This is a genomic window from Streptomyces sp. NPDC034086 (assembly GCF_055575515.1).
The window spans coordinates 247,499-265,910 of sequence record NZ_JBVISM010000002.1 but is presented as its reverse complement, the minus strand read 5'-3'; the positions used below and the strand labels follow the sequence as shown (position 1 = coordinate 265,910).

Here is an 18,412-nt window from a genome sequence, read left to right as displayed (position 1 = left end):
CCCTCTGCGAAGCTGTGAGGCACGTTCCAGCTCGGGAAGGGACCGACCCGCATGCCCCAGGTGAAGCTGACCACCAGCCTCGGCACGATCCTCATCGACCTCCACGAGGAGGAGGCGCCGGCCACGGTCGCCAACTTCCTCGGCTACGTGGAGAGCGGCCACTACGACGGCACGGTCTTCCACCGGGTGATCCCCGGATTCATGAACCAGGGCGGCGGCTTCACGGCCGACATGCGGCAGAAACCCGTTCGCGAGCCGGTGCGCAACGAGGCGGACAACGGCCTGCGCAACACCCGGTACGCGGTGGCGATGGCCCGCACGAGCGTCCCGCACTCGGCGACGTCCCAGTTCTTCGTCAACACCGCCGACAACCCGGCCCTGGACCACACCGCCCCGACGCCGGACGGCTGGGGGTACGCGGTCTTCGGCACGGTCAGCGGGGGCCGGGACGTGGTGGACGCCATCGCCGCCGTCCGTACCGGGCGCGCGGGCGGGCACGGCGACGTCCCGCTGGTGCCGGTGGTGATCGAGAAGGCGGAAGCGGTCGGCTGAGCGGCGGCGCGCCGGCTCCGGCGGCCCGGGCCGCATCCGGGCGCGGCGGCGGGCGTGCGGCCCGGGTCCGGCGCATCCAGAATCGGTGGAGGCTCGTTAGCGCTCCGGGGGGACGCCCTACGGAGGTCACATGAACAGCGTTGCCGTCCCGGTCACTCCGGTCCTGCCGGTCTCCCCGGTCCCGCCGGTCGACTGGGACCACCCGACGGATCCGCATCCCGGGCCGCGGCTCGACCACGTGCGCGCCTACGTGTCGAGCGGGGGCACCGACGGTCACCTGTGGCGCGGCATCCCGGTCCTGCTCCTGACGACACTGGACCGTGCCACCGGCCGGCCGGCGCGCACGCCGCTGATCTACGCCGAGGACGAGGGCCGGTACCTGGTCGTCGCCGCCGGCTCCGGCGGGCGCCGCCTCCCCTCCTGGTACGGGAACCTCACCGCGCACCCGGAGGTCCGCCTCCAGGTGGGCACCCGCACGTTCGCGGCGTGGGCGCGCACGGCGGACGCGGTGGAGCGGGAGACGTACTGGGAGGCGCTGACCGCGCTGTGGCCGCTCTACGACGACTACCAGGAGCGCGCGCGGCCCCGCGAGCTGCCGCTGGTGATCCTGGAGGGGTGACGGCCGGCCCCGTCCCGCCGAGGCGAATCGATACGCCGGCGCCGTGGACGGGGCGCCCGCCCGACGGCACGTGCCGGATCAGCCGGCGGTCCGCGCGTCCCGGAACCCCTTGACGACGAGGTGTGCGGCGAGGGCCACCTCCCACGCGAACACCGGGAGCGCGGCCAGCGAGCCCGGCACGGAGAGCTGCGCGTAGAGCCCGAACATCACGGCGACGGCGGAGGCGCAGATCAGCGGGCCCCCGACCAGGCCGAGCACGGCGAGGGGCCGGGGCACGAGCCGCGAGCGGTACATCAGCCGGGCCAGCAGGGCGGTGTTCAGGCCGAGGGCGACGTTGGGGCCGAGCAGGAACGTCCAGTCGTGGACGGCCACCAGTACCGCGTCGGCGGCGCCCGGCTCCGCCGCCTCCCGGCGCAGGGTCGTCAGGGTGAGCACGGCGACGACGCCGAGGAGGATCACGACCGCCTCCACGAGGCGGGCGCAGACGTACCCGAGCGCGAGGCCCTCGCCCCACCGCCTGACCACCGGGTACAGCGCCACGCCGGTGCCGGCCACGGCAGCGACGAGCACCAGCTCGCAGAGCGCGCCGAACAGCGCCCGGTCCGCGGCCCCTTGTCCGGCCCCCGCCCCGCCGGCGAGCAGCGGGCGGTAGAGGACGGCCCCCGCGATGGCGGCGGCCTCGGTGACCAGGAACAGCACCCCCGCGACGACCGCCGTACGCCTGTCCGCTCCATCCGCTGCGTCTGTTCTGTCCGCGTTCACGCGCGACCCCTCCCCTGCGAAGGTGTACGGCGTACACCTTTCCGCTTGCTGGGAACCCTAGGTGTACGGCGTACACTCGTCAAGCGGAGGTGCCGGGGAGGAAGGGAAGGGCCGGATGACACGGCTGAACCGGGAGCGGGTCCTGCGGGCCGCCGTCGCGCTCGCCGACGGGGGCGGGATCGAATCGCTCAGCATGCGCAGGCTGGCGCAGGAGCTCGACGTCGTACCGATGGCGCTCTACAAGCACGTGGCCAACAAGGAGCAGCTGCTCGACGGCATGCTGGACCTGGTCGTCGCCGGGATCGACCCCCCGGAGCCCGGACCCGACTGGCGCCACGTCGTGCGGCGGCGGATCCTCTCCGCCCGCCGGGTGCTGCTGCGCCACCGCTGGGCGTACCGGGTGCTCGAGTCGCGCGGCGTCCCGACGCCGGCGGTGCTGGAGTACCTGGACTCGATGATCGGGGCCTTCCGGGACGGCGGCTTCTCGACCGACCTCACGCACCACGTGATGCACGCGATGGGCAGCCGGCTGCTGGGCTTCAGCCAGGAGCTCTTCGACGACTCGCGGCCCGCCGGCCCCCCGGACCCCGCACTGGCGCAGCGCTACCCGCGCATCGCGGAACTGGCCGCGGCGGCCGTGCACGACGGGGATTCCGTGGTGGGCGGGGGCTGCGACGACCAGTTCGAGTTCGAGTTCGCGCTGGACCTGCTCCTCGACGGCTTCGAGCGGCTCCGCGAACGCGGCTGGAGCTCCGCCCGCTGAGCCGGCCCGCCCGGACCGCCCACCGCCGCGGGGCGGGACGCCGCCTCACGCGCGGTCGTACACCGTCACCGCCACGTCCCGCGCGCAGAGCGCCCCGGTGACGACCGGCCCGATACGGGACCACTCGCCGCCGGCGAGCCCGCAGCCGATGCGCGGCATGTGCACGCTCGCGCCCAGCTCCAGCGCGTGACCGGCCGGTACGCCGGGGCAGCGCTCGACGGCGTCATAGCGGATGGGCGGGCCGGCGCGGGCGGTGTCCGGGGTGACGAGCGCAACACCGGGGCCGGGGCGTGCGGCCGGGGTTCCTCATTCCGCAGGCCGGACGGCGGACGGGCCGCCGTTTCAAAGGGCGGACGGCGCCTCCGCCCTCCCATCGCGCGAAGTGGGACATTTCCCTCGGTGGAATTCCCCCGGAACGTTCGAGCGGGCGGGCGGCGGGGCCCGTAAGCTCCCGTCATGCAGGTGATCCAGTCAACGAAACTCGCCAATGTCTGCTACGAGATCCGCGGACCCGTCCTCGAAGAGGCGATGCGGCTCGAAGCGGCAGGTCATCGCATCCTCAAGCTGAACACCGGCAACCCCGCGGCCTTCGGCTTCGAGTGCCCGCCGGAGATCCTCGAGGACATGCTCCGCAACCTGGGCAACGCCCACGGGTACGGGGACGCGAAGGGCCTGCTGTCGGCGCGGCGAGCGGTCATGCAGCACTACCAGACCAAGGGCATCCACCTGGACGTCGAGGACATCTACCTCGGCAACGGCGTCTCCGAGCTGATCCAGATGTCGATGCAGGCGCTGCTGGACGACGGCGACGAGGTCCTCGTGCCCGCCCCCGACTACCCGCTGTGGACGGCTTCCGTCTCGCTGGCCGGCGGCACCGCCGTGCACTACCGCTGCGACGAACAGTCCGACTGGATGCCCGACCTCGCCGACATCGAGCGCAAGATCACCGACCGCACCCGCGCGATCGTGATCATCAACCCGAACAACCCGACCGGCGCCGTCTACGACGACGAGATGCTGCGGGGCCTGACGGACATCGCCCGCCGGCACGGCCTGGTGGTGTGCTCCGACGAGATCTACGACCGGATCCTCTACGACGGCGCCACGCACACGAACACCGCCGCGATCGCGCCCGACCTGCTGACCCTGACCTTCAACGGGCTGTCCAAGAACTACCGCGTGGCCGGCTACCGCGCGGGCTGGATGGCGGTCTGCGGGCCCAAGAAGAACGCCGCCTCGTACATCGAGGGCCTGACGATCCTGGCGAACATGCGCCTGTGCGCGAACATGCCCTCGCAGCACGCCGTGGCCACCGCCCTGGGCGGGCGCCAGTCGATCGTCGACCTGGTGCTGCCGGGCGGCCGGCTGCTGGAGCAGCGCGACACGGCGTACGACCTGCTGACGCGGATCCCCGGCATCACCTGCGTGAAGCCCAAGGGCGCGCTGTACCTGTTCCCGAAGCTGGACCCGGCGGTCTACAAGATCAAGGACGACCGGCAGATGGTCCTCGACCTGCTGCGGGCCGAGAAGATCATGGTCGTGCACGGCACGGGCTTCAACTGGCCCGAACCCGACCACTTCCGCATCGTGACGCTGCCCAGCACCAAGGACCTGGCGGACGCCGTCACCCGCATCGGCCGCTTCCTGGACGGTTACGCGCAGCCGTAGCCGCCGCCGGGCCCGCGCTCCAGCGGCACCCAGCCAGGATTCGACTCAACCTTAGACCGGTTCCAATGTAGGATGGCCTCCTGACCCCGCAGGAGGCCTCCTCATGTACGAGCCGATCCGCCCCAAGTCGGTCGTCCACCGAGTGGACGGCAACCACACCGACGCCCACTACCCGCAGAGCAGCCGGGGCGAAGCCCTCGACATCCAGCTCGCCGGGCACCTCTCCGCGCTGCTGGCCGTCACCGACGAGCTCGGCCTCGACGACGACGGCGCCGTCCGCATCGCCGCCCAGGTCACCCGCCTGCGCGGCTCCCACCCCGTGCGCGTCGCCTACCCCGCGCTGGCCGACGGGGCCGACAGCCGCACCCTGCACCGCCGCGCCCGCGACCTCGCCGCGCGCGCCCTGCTCGTCGCCGCGTCCCGCGCCGACACCGCCGCGGCGATCCTCGCGGCGCAGCGCATGGACGTCCACACCGCCGCCCTCGACACCCCGGACCGGGCCGGCGCCCACTGACGGCCCCGGTCCGGGGCCGCGCAGGCTCCGGACCGGGCGCCCTCCCGTCACGGCAGGGGCGGAGCAGCACGCCCGCCCCGCCGCGGCCCTCTAGGGCTCACCGGGTTCCCCGACGTCCGTCACCCCGCACCACACGCGGGCCCCCGCCGCCCACACCGGGCCGACGGCCTCCGCGCGGGCCGGCGGGGCGTCGGCGGCCAGCCCCCGGAGGGGGACCAGGGCGCCGGCCTCCCGGGCGTCCGGCAGCGTGGGCGGTCCGTCGCGGAACTCGACCGTGGCGACGTACGAACCCTCACCGCGGGCCTCCACCACCGCCACCGCGCGCCGGCTCGGCGGATCGATCCGGCAGTCGGTGATCCGTACGTCCGGCGGTGCCGCCGCCGGGGCCGGGGAGCCGCCGGCCCAGACGTACAGTCCCAGCGGGGCGAACACCAGCAGGCAGGACAGCCCCGCCAGACCCACCACCCACCCCTGCCACTTCAACGCACCCGCACCCGCACCCGCGCCCACGTTCACGCCCATCTCCCGATCCTCCCGCCGCCCGCCGTCGCCCACCAGCACCCACCGCCCCGGACAACATTTCGAAGCGGGACCGTCTGGACACCCGGCGTTCACCCGATCAGGCAAGGAATGTGGGCTTCCGTGAGCAGGCTGCACCCGTGAGACGCATCCTTGGAATCGCTCTGGCGGTCCTCCTGATCGGCGGCGTGATCGCCGTCATCGTCCTCGGGAGGACCGGAACACCGGAGGGCACGGCAACGAAGACCGTGCGGGGCGTCATCGGGTCGGAGAAGTCCGAGTTCTTCCGCGACCCCGATGTCGTCAAGGCCCTTGCGGCCAGGGGCTACACCGTGAAGACGGAGACCTCGGGCTCCTGGGCCATGGACCGACTGGCCCTCGAAGACTACGACTTCGCCTTCCCCGGCAGCAGCGAGCCCGCCGACGAGATCGCCGCGAAGGCCGGGCTGAAGGGCGCGCAGAGCGCGAAGCCCTTCTTCTCCCCCCTCGTGGTCATCGCCCGCGCCCACGCGGCGAAGGTCCTCGCCGACAACGGCCTCGTGAAGCAGAACGGCAAGAACACCGGCACCCTCCTCATGGACCCGTTCCTCAAGGCCGCCGGCGAGGACCGCACCTGGCAGCAGCTGCCCGGCTCGGCCGCGCACGCCGACCTGACCGGCACGGTCTTCATCAAGACCTCCGACCCCGCCACCTCCAACTCCGGCGCCCTGTTCGTCGGAGCGGCCTCCAACGTGGCCAACGACAAGACGGTCGTCTCCGACGACGCGGGCATCGAGCGCACCGCGCCCCTGCTCCGGAAGCTGATCTCCGTCCAGGGCTCCCTGGAGCCCAGCACCGACGGCCCCTTCCGTTCCTTCGTCAGCGGCAGCGGCGAGCCGCTGGTCCTGGCGTACGAGGCCCAGGTCGCCGCGCTGCTGCTCCAGAAGGAGGCCACCGGGGAGGCCGCGAGCATGGTCGTGCTGTACCCGGACACCACCGTCAACTCCCCGCACACCTTCGTACCGCTCGGCGAGAAGGCCGAGGACCTCGGCACGCTCCTCGCCACCGACGAGAAGCTGCGCGGACTCGCCGTGCGGCACGGCTTCCGCCCGCAGGAGGGCACCGCCGAGTTCTCGGCGGCCACCGCCCGCCACGCCGGGTACCTCAATGCGCAGCTGACCGGCATCCGCCAGGTCAGCGCACCGACCGTGAAGGTCCTGGCGGCGCTCGCCGGCCGCGCCAAGGGACAGGGGGGCACACCGTGACACTGACACCGCCCGAGGACGGGCCGCTCCTGCTGACCGCGCCGGAGCCCGTCCCCGCCGTCGAACGCGGGCAGGCCTCCGGCCTCGTACCGCTCCAGGACGGGGTCCGGGAGGAGATGGCCCGCCGGGCCCGGGAGTACGTCGCCCAGCTCGCCGGCATCGACGCGCACTCCCCGGAGTTCGCCACCCGCCTCGGCGACATCGCCGCCCTCGGCTCCGCCGACATGCGCGCCGCCGCCCAGCAGTCCAACCGGATGCTGGAGCGGGCCGTGCGCTCCCTCGGCGCGGACGGCGGCGGCGACGCCCAGGCCCGCGTCGCGGGCTCGCTCGTCGAGCTGCGCCGCACCGTCGAGGACCTCGACCCGCGGGACTCCCCCGCCAAGGGGGCCCGCAGGCTGCTGGCGAGGCTTCCGGGCGGCAACCGGTTCCGCGACCACATCGCCAAGTACGCCTCCTCCCAGGCCACCCTGAACCGGATCGTGGGCGCGCTGCGCGGCGGCCAGGACGAGCTGCGCCGCGACAACGCGGCCCTGCACACCGAGCGGACCCGGCTCTGGGAGACGATGGGCAGGCTCCAGGAGCACGCGGTGCTCACCGAGGCCCTGGACGCGGCCGTCGAGCAGCGGATCGCCGAAGCCGCGCGCACCGACCCCGGCCAGGCGGACGCCCTCCGCTCCGACGTGCTCTTCCCCGTACGCCAGAAGCACCAGGACCTGCTGACGCAGCTGGCCGTGTGCGCGCAGGGCTACCTGGCGATGGACGTGGTCCGGCGCACCAACGAGGAGCTCGTCAAGGGCGTCGACCGGGCCGCGACGACCACCGTCTCGGCACTGCGCATCGCGGTGATGCTGGCCTCGGCCCTGGACCACCAGCGCGCGGTCGTCGAGCAGGTCAACGCCCTCAAGGGCACCACCGAGGAGCTGATCCGGGGCAACGCGGAGATGCTGGCCACCCAGGCCGGGGACGTCCAGCGGATCGCCGCGGACCCGGCGGTCGGGGCGGAAACGCTCCGCACGGCCTTCGCTCAGATCTACAAGACCCTCGACGCGATCGACACCTTCAAGGTCCGGGCCACCGAGAACATGGCGGCGACGGTGGAGTCCCTGACGGGCGAGCTCCAGGCGGCCTCGGCCCACCTGAGCCGCTCCCGCACCGCGAGCGCCCTGGAAGGCGGGGACCGGTGAGGCGGCCCGCCGCGAGGACGACGGCGTACGCGACGACGCCCGCCACGGCGCGTACGAGGACGGCCCGGCCCCGCGGACGCCTGGCCGCGGCGGTGGTCCTGGCCGCGGCCCTGCTGGGCGCCGCGGCCTGTACGTCAGGCGGGCCCGCCACCAGCACGGGCGGCGGCTCCGCGGGCGGCACCGGGAAGCAGGGGTACAAGGAGGGCCGGCTGCGCGTGCTGGCCTCCAGCGAACTCGCCGACATGACGCAGGTCCTCAAGGACGCCGAGGCCGCCACCGGGGTCTCCGTCGACTTCACCTGGTCGGGCACGCTGGACGCGGCCGACCGGGTCGCCTCCGGCAGGGCGGACGGCACGTACGACGCCGTCTGGCTGTCCTCCAACGACTACCTGCGGCTGCGCCCGGAGGCCGCCGCCAAGCTCGCCAACGAGACCCCCGTGATGTCCTCGCCGGTCGCCGTCGGTGTGAAGCCGGAGGCGCTGGCCCGGCTCGGCTGGAAGCCGGAGGAGGTGACCTGGTCGGCGGTCGAGGAGGCGGTGGCGGCCGGGAAGCTGACGTACGGGATGACGGACCCGGTGCGCTCCAACTCCGGGTTCTCCGCCCTCGTCTCGGTGGCCTCGGGCCTGTCGGGCGCGCAGTCGGCGCTGACCGACGCGGACGTGCGGAAGGCCCGGCCCCGGCTGAAGGAGTTCTTCCAGGGGCAGAAGCTGACCTCCGGCTCCTCGGGCTGGCTCGTGACGGCGTACGCCAAGCGGGACGACGTGGACGCGCTGGTCAACTACGAGTCGGTGCTGCTGTCGATGAACGACCGGGCCAAGACCCCGCTGAAGGTGATCCGCCCCAAGGACGGGGTGGTCACCGCGCACTACCCGCTGACGCTGCTCACGTCGGCCCCGGCCGGGGCGCGGGAGTCGGGCCGGCTGCTGACGGAGTACCTGCGGGGCGACACGGCGCAGCGGGCGATCACGCGGAAGACCTTCCGGCGGCCGGTGGCGGCCGGGGTGGCTCCGGCGGCCGGGCTGGACACCTCGGTGCGGCGCGAACTGCCGTTCCCGGGTGCCCGGTCGGTGGCGGACGGGCTGCTGGCCTCGTACGAGAACGAGCTGCGCCGGCCCTCGCGGACGGTGTACGTGCTGGACACCTCGGGTTCGATGGCGGAGGGCGACCGGATCGGGCGGCTGCGTACGGCGCTCACCGACCTGACCGGGACGGGGACTTCGGGGACGGGCCGGCGGTTCAGGGACCGCGAGGAGGTGACGCTGCTGCCCTTCGGCGACAAGGTGAAGGAGGTGCTCACGCACGTCGTCGAGCCGGGGGATCCGGGGCGGGCCCTGGACGCCATCCGGGGTGACGTCGCGTCGCTGCGCCCGGAGGGGGGCACGGCCGTCTACGCCAGCCTGAAGGCCGCCTACCAGCACCTGGGGCAGGGCGGCGGCGACGCGTTCACCTCGATCGTGCTGATGACGGACGGGCGGAGCGGGGACAAGGTGAAGGATTTCGACGCCTTCTACGCCGGGCTGCCGCAGGCGCAGAGGCGCACGCCGGTCTTCGCGGTGCTGTTCGGGGATTCGGACCGCGCGGAGCTGACGCACATCACGGAGCTGACCGGTGGCCGGCTCTTCGACGCCACCGACGGGACCGGCTCCCTGGACGGGGCCTTCGAGGAGATCCGTGGCTACCAGTAGGGCGCTCGCGTACCTGGAGTCGAAGAAGAACCTGTGGGGCAGCGCCTGCGGACTCGCCGGACTGGGTCTGGCCCTGGCCGGTGCGGCGGGGACGTACTGGCCGGCGGTGATCGCGGCCCTGTACGGGGCGGGCGCGCTGCTCGCCCCGCCGGACCGGACGCCGCCGCCGCTGTTCCCCGGCGCCGCCGAGCAGCTGGACCTCGTACGGGAGGACCTGGGCCGGCTGCGCGCGTACGTGGCGGAGGTGGAGCTGCCGGCGGCGGCGCGAGGGCGGCTGGGCGAACTGCTGGACCTGTACGCGGCCCTGCTGGATCCGGGCTGGGTGGCGCAGGTGCTGGCGGCGGAGCCGGAGGCGGTGCACGCGCTGGCGCGGGCGGTGCGGACGGACGTTCCGGAGTGCGTGGACGCCTACCACCGGACGCGCTGGTGGAACCGGGCGGCACCGGGCGGGGAGGGACCGGAACGGCACCTGGAGCGGCAGCTGTCGGTGCTGTCGCGGGAGGCGCAACGCCTGACGGCGGACCTCCAGGACAGGGAGGTCCGCCGTCAGCAGACGCACACGGCCTATCTGGAGGAGCGCGGACGCTCCTGAGGCGGGCGGCGGCCGGGACAGTGGCGCCGGCCCGTCGGCCAGTCAGGCGTGTGCTGCGATGGGAAAGCCTTGGTCGGGGATTCCCACAGCGGTGGGAGCACCTTGGTCGGGGACTCCCACGTTCGTGTGCCCTGTCGTGTCAGGGCTGCCCTGTCGTGTCAGGGCGGGGCGGCCGGCCGGGGAACGGCCGGCCGGGTGCTCAGCCGAGGCGCTCGACCAGCGCGTGGTACTGGTCCCACAGCTCCTTCGGGGTGTGGTCGCCGTAGGTGTTGAGGTGCTCGGGGACCAGGGCGGCCTCCTCGCGCCAGACCTCCTTGTCGACGGTGAGGAGGAAGTCGAGGTCCTCGTCCGCGATGTCGAGGCCGTCGAGGTCCAGGGCGTCCTTGGTCGGCAGGATCCCGATGGGGGTCTCGACACCCTCGGCCGTGCCGTCGAGGCGGCCGACGATCCACTTCAGGACGCGGCTGTTCTCACCGAAGCCGGGCCACACGAACGTGCCCGCGTCGTTCTTGCGGAACCAGTTCACGTAGTAGATCTTCGGCAGCTTGGACTGGTCCTTGCCGGCCGCGACCTTGACCCAGTGGGCCATGTAGTCGCCCATGTTGTAGCCGCAGAAGGGCAGCATCGCGAAGGGGTCGCGGCGCAGTTCGCCGACCTTGCCCTCGGCGGCGGCGGTCTTCTCGGAGGCGATGTTCGAGCCGATGAAGACGCCGTGGTTCCAGTCGTAGGACTCGGTGACCAGCGGGACGGCGGAGGCGCGGCGGCCGCCGAAGAGGATCGCGGAGATCGGGACGCCCTTGGGGTCCTCCCACTCGGGGGCGATCGTCGGGCACTGCGAGGCCGGGACGGCGAAGCGGGCGTTGGGGTGGGCCGCCGGGGTGCCGCTCTCCGGGGTCCAGTCGTTGCCCTTCCAGTCGATGAGGTGGGCGGGCGCCTCTTCGGTCATGCCCTCCCACCACACGTCGCCGTCGTCGGTGAGCGCGACGTTGGTGAAGACGGTGTTGGCGTACATGGTCTTCATGGCGTTGGCGTTGGTGTGCTCGCCGGTGCCCGGGGCAACGCCGAAGAAGCCGGCCTCCGGGTTGATCGCGTAGAGGCGGCCGTCCTCGCCGAAACGCATCCAGGCGATGTCGTCGCCGATGGTCTCGACGGTCCAGCCGGGGATCGTGGGCTCCAGCATGGCCAGGTTGGTCTTGCCGCAGGCGCTCGGGAACGCGGCGGCGACGTACTTCGCCTCGCCCTCGCCGGCCGGCGGGGTGAGCTTGAGGATGAGCATGTGCTCGGCGAGCCAGCCCTCGTCGCGGGCCATGACCGAGGCGATGCGCAGCGCGTAGCACTTCTTGCCGAGCAGGGCGTTGCCGCCGTAGCCGGAGCCGAAGGACCAGATCTCGCGGGTCTCGGGGAAGTGCGAGATGTACTTGGTGGTGTTGCAGGGCCACGGCACGTCGTCCTGGCCCTCGGCGAGCGGAGCGCCGAGGGTGTGGACGGCCTTGACGAAGAAGCCGTCGGTGCCGAGCTCGTCGAGGACGGCCTTGCCCATGCGGGTCATGGTGCGCATGGCGACCGCGACGTAGGCGGAGTCGGTGATCTCGACGCCGATCGCGGAGAGGTCGGAGCCGAGGGGGCCCATGCAGAAGGGGACGACGTACATCGTCCGGCCCTTCATGGAGCCGCGGAAGATGCCCTTCTCGCCCGCGAAGATCTCTTTCATCTCCGCCGGGGCCTTCCAGTGGTTGGTCGGGCCCGCGTCCTCCTCCTTCTCGGAGCAGATGAAGGTGCGGTCCTCGACGCGCGCGACGTCGGAGGGGTCGGAGGCGGCGTAGTACGAGTTCGGGCGCTTGGTCTCGTCGAGCTTCTTGAACGTGCCCTTGGCGACGAGCTCCTCGCACAGGCGCTCGTACTCGGCCTCGGAGCCGTCGCACCAGACGACGCGGTCCGGCTGGGTCAGGGCTGCGATCTCCTCCACCCAGGAGACGAGCTCCCGGTGGTTCGTCGGGACGGAAGTGGGAGCCGCGTTGTCGCGCGCCACGATTGCTCCTTGTTGAGGGGTTGTTTGGTGTATGCCCCGTGGGGGCTGCGACCCGGACGCTTCGCGCTCCGCTCATCCGGTGCCGACCGCACTCATCTGATCATCCGGTGGATGTGCGCATATGTCCAGGGGGCCTCTCACGTGAGCATCGCCACGTCCGTCAATCTTCCGTAAAGAGGACTAACAGAAACCTACGGACCCGTAGGTAGCATGTGGACCATGACTTCAGACGCCGCCGCCGCGCCGGCCGCCCAGGCCTCCCCGGTCGTTCAGGCCCTGGAGGCGGCCGAGACCGCCCTGGAGGAGAAGCCGCTGATGCGCGGCTGGCTGCACCTCGGCATGTTCCCCGCCGTGGTGATCGCCGGCCTGGTGCTGATGGCCTTCACCGACTCGACCGAGGCCCGCGTCGCCTGCGGGGTGTACGTCCTGACCGCCTGCCTGCTCTTCGGCGTCAGCGCCGTCTACCACCGCGGCACGTGGGGGCCGCGCGGCGAGGCCGTCCTACGGCGGCTCGACCACGCGAACATCTTCCTGATCATCGCGGGCACCTACACCCCGCTCACGGTCCTGCTGCTGCCCGGCTCCACCGGCAGGACCCTGCTGTGGGCGGTGTGGATGGCGGCCGCCGCCGGGATCGCCTTCCGGGTCTTCTGGGTGGGCGCGCCGCGCTGGCTCTACACCCCGTGCTACATCGCGATGGGGTGGGCGGCCGTCTTCTTCCTGCCCGACTTCATGCGGACCGGCGGCGTCGCCGTCCTGGTCCTGGTGATCGTCGGCGGCCTGCTCTACAGCGCGGGCGGGGTCATCTACGGGATGAAGCGTCCCAACCCCTCCCCCCGGTTCTTCGGCTTCCACGAGGTCTTCCACTCCCTGACGCTCGCGGCCTTCGTGGCCCACTACATCGGCATCTCGCTGGCCGCCTACCAGCACGCGTAGACCGGCCCGCCGGCGGTACGCGGCCGCGTCGCCGGCCCAGCGCTCAGCGTAGGAGGACGGCCCGCCTCCCCCAGGGGGTGACGGGCCGTCAAACGGGTGCAATCGGCGCGCGGGGCGGCGTCAGCAGGTGCGGCCGTCGCCGTCCGCGTCCAGGCGCAGCGGGTCGCCGCCGTTCACCTTCATCCGCTGCGGGAACCGGTGGTCGGCCAGCCACGCGCAGCGGGCCGCGGTCGTCTTCCCCACCTCCGCCGGGAAGGTGCCCGGTACGCACACGCTCGCCGTTCCGTAGTGCCGGTCGCAGCCGGCCACGGTGGGCGCGACCGGGGCCGCGTCCCGCCGCGCGGGGTGGGGCTTGGGCGCCGCGAGCGCGTCGGCGAACGCGTGCGCGTGCGGTGCGGGGGGCCGCTGCCCGGCCGGGGCCGCCGCCGCGAGCGCGGGTGCTCCGCCCAGGTGGACCCAGGTCGCGACCGACGGGACGCCGTTCGCGTCGACCCCGAAGAGCATGTACCAGCCGGGCGGGGCCAGGTTGGGGTTGCTGGTGACGTTGAGGTCGACGGTGGTGCCGTTGACGACCGTCATCGGCAGGTCGACGAACCGCTGGTTGGGGTCGGAGGAGTGGGTGACCGCCGCCGGGCGGATCAGTTCCGCCTTGACGATCGGCCGGTCGACGGTGATCCGCTGCGTGTCCCCGTACACCCACTCGGTGTCGATCACCGAGGTGAGCCTCGGCCGCGGCCCCTTGAACAGGTAGGGCGGGCTGTAGACGGACACCGCGTGGTTGTAGGTGCCGTTGCCCGGGTTGTCGCCGACCGACATGACCCGGCCGTCGGGGAGCAGGAACGCCCCCGAGTGGTAGGTGCGCGGGATCGGGTCGGCGGCGAGGCCCGCCTGGTAGGTGTTGGCGGCGGGGTCGAAGAAGGAGGCCTCGAAGACCGGGTCGGCGCGGTCGTGGAGGCCGCCGCCGGTCTCCAGCACCTTCCCGTCGGGCAGCAGCACGGCGGAGACGTACATCTTGCCCTCGGCGCCGGTCTGCGGGCGCTTGCCGGTGCCGGTGTCGACCAGGCCCTGGGGGAGGTCGGGGCCCGCGGTGTAGGCGGGGCTCGGCTTCTTCAGGTCGATGATGTCCGTGAGCCGGTTGGCGGCCGGGTTGGTCTCGTTGTTGCCGCCGCCGACGGTCAGGACCCGCTGGTCCTGGGCCGGGGGGAGCAGGACGCTCGCCGACTCGTCGCGCTGGTCCTTGTTCCGCAGTCCGGGCACGTCGGTGATGGTGTTGGCGTCGTAGTCGTAGACCGAGGCGCCGGAGCCGGGCGTGCCGTTGCCGAAGGTGTGGCTGCCGGAGTAGAAGAGCCGGCCGTCCTGCATCAGGATCATCGACGGGTACAGGCCCCAGTACGACCAGGTCTGGTTGACCTCGTTCACCGGCAGCCACCTGCCCTGCGCCGCCGAGAACCTCTCCGCGGTGACGTTGCCCGTGGAGTCCTCCTTCAGCCCGCCGAAGGAGATCACGTCGCCGTTGCCGAGGATAGTGGCGGACGGGTACCAGTGGCCGCCGTTCATGTCGTTGGTCCTCGTGTACCGCTCGGTGGCCGGGTCGAAGACGTACGAGTCCTTCAGGCCCTGGTAGCCGATCGTGCCGTCGGCGGACGGGTAGCCCTTGTTGCCGCTCATCACCAGCACCCGGCCGTCGGCCAGCTGCACGTGCCCGGAGCAGAACATGTCCACGGGCGTCGGGATCGTCCTGACCCCGCCGGTGACCGGGTCGTAGACGGCGGAGGTGAAGGTACCGGCGTCGAACTGGGAGATGTCGTTGCCGGAGCCGGCGATCAGCAGCACCTTCCCGTTCCTCAGGACGACCGCGTGCATGGAACGCACCGGGTTCCGGGCCGCCATCACCTGCCACTCGCCCTTGGCGCACTGCTCGGCCGTACCCGTGCAGACGGGCTGCGGCAGGGGGGCCGCCACCTCCTCCAGCGCGTAGTCGTCGGAGGTGAGGGTGCCCACCCCGTAGACGGACAGGCCCCACGCGATCGTGTCGGTGTTCGGCGGGACGGCGGGCGTACGGACCTCCGTACGCGCCCACGCGGCGCTGACCGGCGGGTTCTGCAGGTCGGTCCAGTACTGCCAGCCCGCGGCGGTGTCGTGGCGGAACACCGTCACCGACACGTCGGGGGTGTCCGACTTGTACCAGGCGGACAGGTCGTACTGCCTGCCCGGCACCACGGCCGGGGCGCAGGCGGTGTTCTCGGTGACGAGGGCCTTGCGGTCACCGCCGGCGCGGCGGGTGAGCGAGACCCTCATGGCCTTGGTGCCGCTGTGGGCGTCGGCGACGGTGGCGAAGGTGAAGTCGTTGTCGCCCCAGCCCGACTTCGACCAGCAGGACGGCATGTCGGAGCCGGCCGCGCCGGCGGTCTCGAAGCCGGGGTTGGTGAGCAGGTTGGGCGGCCCGGCCGTGGCCTGCTGGGGTGCGGTCAGGAGGAGGCAGGCGGTCATCGCGCCGACGGCGAGGAGGGCGGCCCGGCGCCCCGCCCTCCGTCGGATCTTCCTACGCATACGCGGTTCCTTTCGGTACGGCTCAACTCCCGGCGGTACGCGCCGCGCGCGGCCCGCGCGGCAGGTAGACGAGCGCTTCGGTGGCGGCGAAGCGCAGGACGAAGGTGGTGGCCAGCGCGAGGGCGGTCGCGGGCAGCACGTCCATGCCGAAGCGGCCCGCGAACAGCGCGATGAGCGGGATGCGCAGCAGCAGGTCGGCGTTGGCGAGGAGCGCGAAGCGGCCCAGGCGGTCCGCCCAGTGGCGGTGCCGGCGCCGGTCACGGAAGAGCAGGGTCTCGATGAGGAGGAAGTTCCACAGGACGCCGGCCTGGTTGGCGACGGCCTCCGCGGCGAGGTACTGCATCCCGGCGCGGGTGAGCAGCCAGAGCGCCACCAGGTTGGGGACGAAACCGGAGAGCCCGACCAGCCCGAAGCCCGCCATCCGGGCGAGCCGGTTCGCGGAGCGCAGGGCCGCGAGGTGCGTCAGGAAGCGCAGCCCTTCGCGGGCGGTGGACTTCGACTCCCCGGCGAAGCGCTCCTCGAAGACGAACGGGACCTCGGCGCGCCGCCCGGGGCGGCAGCGGACGGTGAGCTCCAGCAGGATCTTGTAGCCGAGCGGCTGGAGCGCTGCGCTCGTGACGGCCGTGCGCCGCACCGCGAAGAAGCCGCTCATCGGGTCGCTGATGCCGCGCAGGGCGCGCGGGAAGAGCCCCTTGGCCAGCCAGGTCGCAGCGCGCGAGACGGCGACGCGGTAGCCGCCGGCGAGCCCGGCCCGGCTGCCGCCGGGCAGGTAGCGGGAGGCGACGACGAGGTCGGCACCCGTGCGTTCGCCCTCGCCGACGAGTGCGGGAACCAGGTGGGGCGGGTGCTGGAGGTCGGCGTCCATGACCACGATCCAGTCGGACCCGGCCCGTTCGATCCCGGCGACGACGGCCCCGCCGAGGCCGCCGTCCGGGCTCTCGCGGTGCAGGACGGACACCGGGAAGGGGCAGTCGGCGGCGGCCTTCTCGATCACGGCGGGGGTGTCGTCGGTGGAGTCGTCGACGAACAGCACCTCGAAGGCCGGCCGGCCGGGGACGGCCGCCGCCAGCCGGCCGAGCAACTCCCGGACGTTCCCGGACTCGTTCCGGGTCGGGACGACCAGGGTGACGCCGCCGCCGGCCGCCACCGGCGGAGCGTCGACTTCCGGATCACTCAGGACGTGCGGGGGCCACGGGTCCTCGCTCATGGTGGTTCAGCTCCCACTCTCGCGGTCGGTGCGGCGGATCTCGATGCGGTCCTCGCCCGTACCGAAGACGGCGACCGCGGTCGAATGCTCGAGAGCAGCCTTCACGTTGGGCAGGTCCGCCGCGTCGCGACGCACGGTGGGCGAGGAGACCACGTAGTCGATGTCGCGCCAGCCGCGCGGCAGGGTCCTGGTGACGGCCGGGTCGAGGTCCGCCTTGTAGAACCAGATGGCCCCCTCCCCCGGGGTGAAACCGTGGTGGACGGCGTCCAGCCAGAGCGCGTCGTCGACGAGGACGCGGGTGTTCGCCGGGTCGGCGACCTCCCGGCCCAGCCAGGCGGCGGCCTGCCGGTAGGGGCCGTTGGCGTCGACGGTCAGGGCGGTGCGGTCGCCCTCGTACCAGCGCGGCAGCACGTACGCGGCGGCCGCCACGGCGAGGACGCCGACCAGCGTCCGGCGCGCGTACACCACGCCCCCGCGCTCCCCCGGCGTACGGCGGCGGCGCAGCACGGCGTGCGTGACGCTGGCCGCGCCCCCGGCGAGGACCAGGGCGAGGAACGGCAGGGCCTGGATCACGTACATCGCCGGGAGGTAACCGGAGGGACGCATCGCGACCACGGCCAGGATCACCGCGGCCAGGGCGGGCCCGGCGAGCGCGCGGGCGGTCACCGACCACCGGTGCGTCGCCAGCAGCAGCACGGCGCCGGCCAGCCCGCCGAGCGGCAGGACGGTGTCGTAGTACAGCCAGGACCGGAAGACCCCGTTCGAGCCGGAGCCGGGGTCGAGGATGAAACCGGAGCCGGGACGGCTCATCTGGTAGGTGATGCCGTCGATCAGCGAGACGTGCCCGTCGCCGGGCAGCAGCTCGTTGTTGAGCAGGGCGTACAGCGGGTACGAGAGCCCGATCAGCGTGCAGGCGGTGATCGCCCCGGTTACGGCGAACTTGCGGGTGTCGCGGTGGCTGTGGCGCCACATCGTCACCAGCAGCGCCGGGAGCACCACCAGCATCGTCTCCTTGGTCAGGACGGCGGTGGCCGCCGCCAGCCCCGAGCCGAAGTGGTGCCAGAGGTGGCGCCGGGGGGACGCGGCGAGGCAGAAGGCCAGCAGCATCCACATCACGGCGAGGTTGTCGAGGAAGATCTCCCGCTGGAGGACCACCGACAGCGGGGACAGCCCGAAGAGCCCCGTCGCCAGCCCCGCCGCCCAGCGCGGCAGCCACAGCCGGCGCGCCAGGACGTACATCAGCACCGAACTCGCGGCGGACACGGCGAGCATCGAGAAGCGCATCGGCGCGACCGTCATCCAGTCGGGCACGACGAGGGAGGGCAGGTACGTCAGTGCCGCGATCTGGATCCAGCCGAGCGGCGGGTGGTCGTACCAGTACGTGTAGTGGGCCAGCCCCTCGCCCTGCTGGACGGCCCACGCCTGCGCCAGGTAGGTGCCCTCGTCGTCGCTGAGCGTCGGGAAGCCCGTGATGTTCCAGCCCTGGACGAGGACGATCACGAGCAGGACCGCCCCGCAGAGCAGCAGGTCCGGGCGGGAGGAGCGGAAGCGCACCATCGGGCGCGCGGGAGCCGCGGGACGCGCGCCG

General features: G+C 72.8%; 16 protein-coding genes. 10 read left to right on the top strand and 6 right to left on the bottom strand.

What is annotated here, in order from left to right; genetic code table 11:
* Positions 1–51: 51 nt before the first annotated feature.
* On the top strand, positions 52–552 hold the full coding sequence (locus ACZ514_RS06600) for a peptidylprolyl isomerase (RefSeq protein ID WP_468169829.1): 501 nt from the start codon (positions 52–54) through the stop codon (positions 550–552).
* Between the two features lie 130 nt (positions 553–682).
* Complete coding sequence (locus tag ACZ514_RS06595; protein WP_468169832.1) at positions 683–1,171, top strand: nitroreductase family deazaflavin-dependent oxidoreductase; 489 nt, start codon at positions 683–685, stop codon at positions 1,169–1,171.
* 78 nt (positions 1,172–1,249) lie between these two features.
* On the opposite strand, the gene ACZ514_RS06590 is transcribed toward ACZ514_RS06595, so the two are convergent.
* Entirely contained in the window at positions 1,250–1,933 is a 684-nt protein-coding gene (locus tag ACZ514_RS06590; RefSeq protein WP_469124266.1) for a DUF4386 domain-containing protein, read from the bottom strand.
* 115 nt (positions 1,934–2,048) lie between these two features.
* Here ACZ514_RS06590 and ACZ514_RS06585 point away from each other — a divergent pair, with 115 nt between their 5' ends.
* The 3 genes from ACZ514_RS06585 to ACZ514_RS06575 all read left to right on the top strand — a co-directional run bounded on the left by ACZ514_RS06585 (position 2,049) and on the right by ACZ514_RS06575 (position 4,878).
* Positions 2,049–2,696, top strand: coding sequence for a TetR/AcrR family transcriptional regulator C-terminal domain-containing protein (locus ACZ514_RS06585; protein ID WP_469124265.1), 648 nt, complete (start codon positions 2,049–2,051; stop codon positions 2,694–2,696).
* Between the two features lie 456 nt (positions 2,697–3,152).
* Positions 3,153–4,364 (top strand): pyridoxal phosphate-dependent aminotransferase, encoded by a 1,212-nt coding sequence (locus ACZ514_RS06580; protein ID WP_468169842.1) that lies wholly within the window; start codon positions 3,153–3,155, stop codon positions 4,362–4,364.
* Between the two features lie 103 nt (positions 4,365–4,467).
* On the top strand, positions 4,468–4,878 hold the full coding sequence (locus ACZ514_RS06575) for an SCO4983 family protein (RefSeq protein WP_468169845.1): 411 nt from the start codon (positions 4,468–4,470) through the stop codon (positions 4,876–4,878).
* Between the two features lie 90 nt (positions 4,879–4,968).
* Here ACZ514_RS06575 and ACZ514_RS06570 read toward each other — a convergent pair whose 3' ends face one another.
* Positions 4,969–5,400, bottom strand: a complete 432-nt coding sequence (locus ACZ514_RS06570; RefSeq protein ID WP_469124264.1) for a hypothetical protein — start codon at positions 5,398–5,400, stop codon at positions 4,969–4,971.
* 137 nt (positions 5,401–5,537) lie between these two features.
* On the opposite strand from ACZ514_RS06570, the gene ACZ514_RS06565 reads away from it, so the two are divergent.
* From ACZ514_RS06565 to ACZ514_RS06550, 4 genes are all read left to right on the top strand, one after another.
* Positions 5,538–6,641 (top strand): hypothetical protein, encoded by a 1,104-nt coding sequence (locus ACZ514_RS06565; RefSeq protein ID WP_468699033.1) that lies wholly within the window; start codon positions 5,538–5,540, stop codon positions 6,639–6,641.
* 2 nt (positions 6,642–6,643) lie between these two features.
* The gene (locus tag ACZ514_RS06560) at positions 6,644–7,825 is read left to right on the top strand and encodes a toxic anion resistance protein (protein ID WP_469124477.1); all 1,182 of its coding nucleotides are present in this window, start codon (positions 6,644–6,646) and stop codon (positions 7,823–7,825) included.
* A gap of 92 nt (positions 7,826–7,917) precedes the next feature.
* Complete coding sequence (locus ACZ514_RS06555) at positions 7,918–9,510, top strand: substrate-binding and vWA domain-containing protein (RefSeq protein ID WP_469124476.1); 1,593 nt, start codon at positions 7,918–7,920, stop codon at positions 9,508–9,510.
* Positions 9,497–10,102 carry a hypothetical protein gene (locus tag ACZ514_RS06550; RefSeq protein ID WP_469124263.1) on the top strand — a complete coding sequence of 202 codons (606 nt, stop codon included), beginning with the start codon at positions 9,497–9,499 and terminating at the stop codon, positions 10,100–10,102. The genes ACZ514_RS06555 and ACZ514_RS06550 overlap by 14 nt, the downstream gene beginning before the upstream one ends.
* Before the next feature lie 199 nt (positions 10,103–10,301).
* On the opposite strand, the gene ACZ514_RS06545 is transcribed toward ACZ514_RS06550, so the two are convergent.
* A complete protein-coding gene (locus tag ACZ514_RS06545) occupies positions 10,302–12,131 on the bottom strand; it encodes a phosphoenolpyruvate carboxykinase (GTP) (protein WP_469124262.1) in 1,830 nt (609 codons plus the stop codon).
* Positions 12,132–12,350: 219 nt separating this feature from the next.
* Between ACZ514_RS06545 and trhA the strand changes: the two genes are divergently transcribed.
* Positions 12,351–13,067, top strand: a complete 717-nt coding sequence (gene trhA, locus ACZ514_RS06540; RefSeq protein WP_468169860.1) for a PAQR family membrane homeostasis protein TrhA — start codon at positions 12,351–12,353, stop codon at positions 13,065–13,067.
* Between the two features lie 120 nt (positions 13,068–13,187).
* Here the strand turns inward: trhA and ACZ514_RS06535 are convergent, their stop codons facing one another.
* Genes ACZ514_RS06535 through ACZ514_RS06525 form a run of 3 tightly spaced genes read right to left on the bottom strand, consistent with a single transcriptional unit; the run spans position 13,188 to position 18,381 of the window.
* Positions 13,188–15,617, bottom strand: coding sequence for a galactose oxidase-like domain-containing protein (locus ACZ514_RS06535; RefSeq protein ID WP_469124261.1), 2,430 nt, complete (start codon positions 15,615–15,617; stop codon positions 13,188–13,190).
* Positions 15,618–15,639: 22 nt separating this feature from the next.
* Positions 15,640–16,824: a glycosyltransferase gene (locus ACZ514_RS06530; RefSeq protein ID WP_468169866.1), complete on the bottom strand. Its 1,185-nt coding sequence runs from the start codon at positions 16,822–16,824 to the stop codon at positions 15,640–15,642.
* 6 nt (positions 16,825–16,830) lie between these two features.
* The gene (locus ACZ514_RS06525; RefSeq protein ID WP_469124475.1) at positions 16,831–18,381 is read right to left on the bottom strand and encodes an ArnT family glycosyltransferase; all 1,551 of its coding nucleotides are present in this window, start codon (positions 18,379–18,381) and stop codon (positions 16,831–16,833) included.
* Positions 18,382–18,412 lie beyond the last annotated feature (31 nt).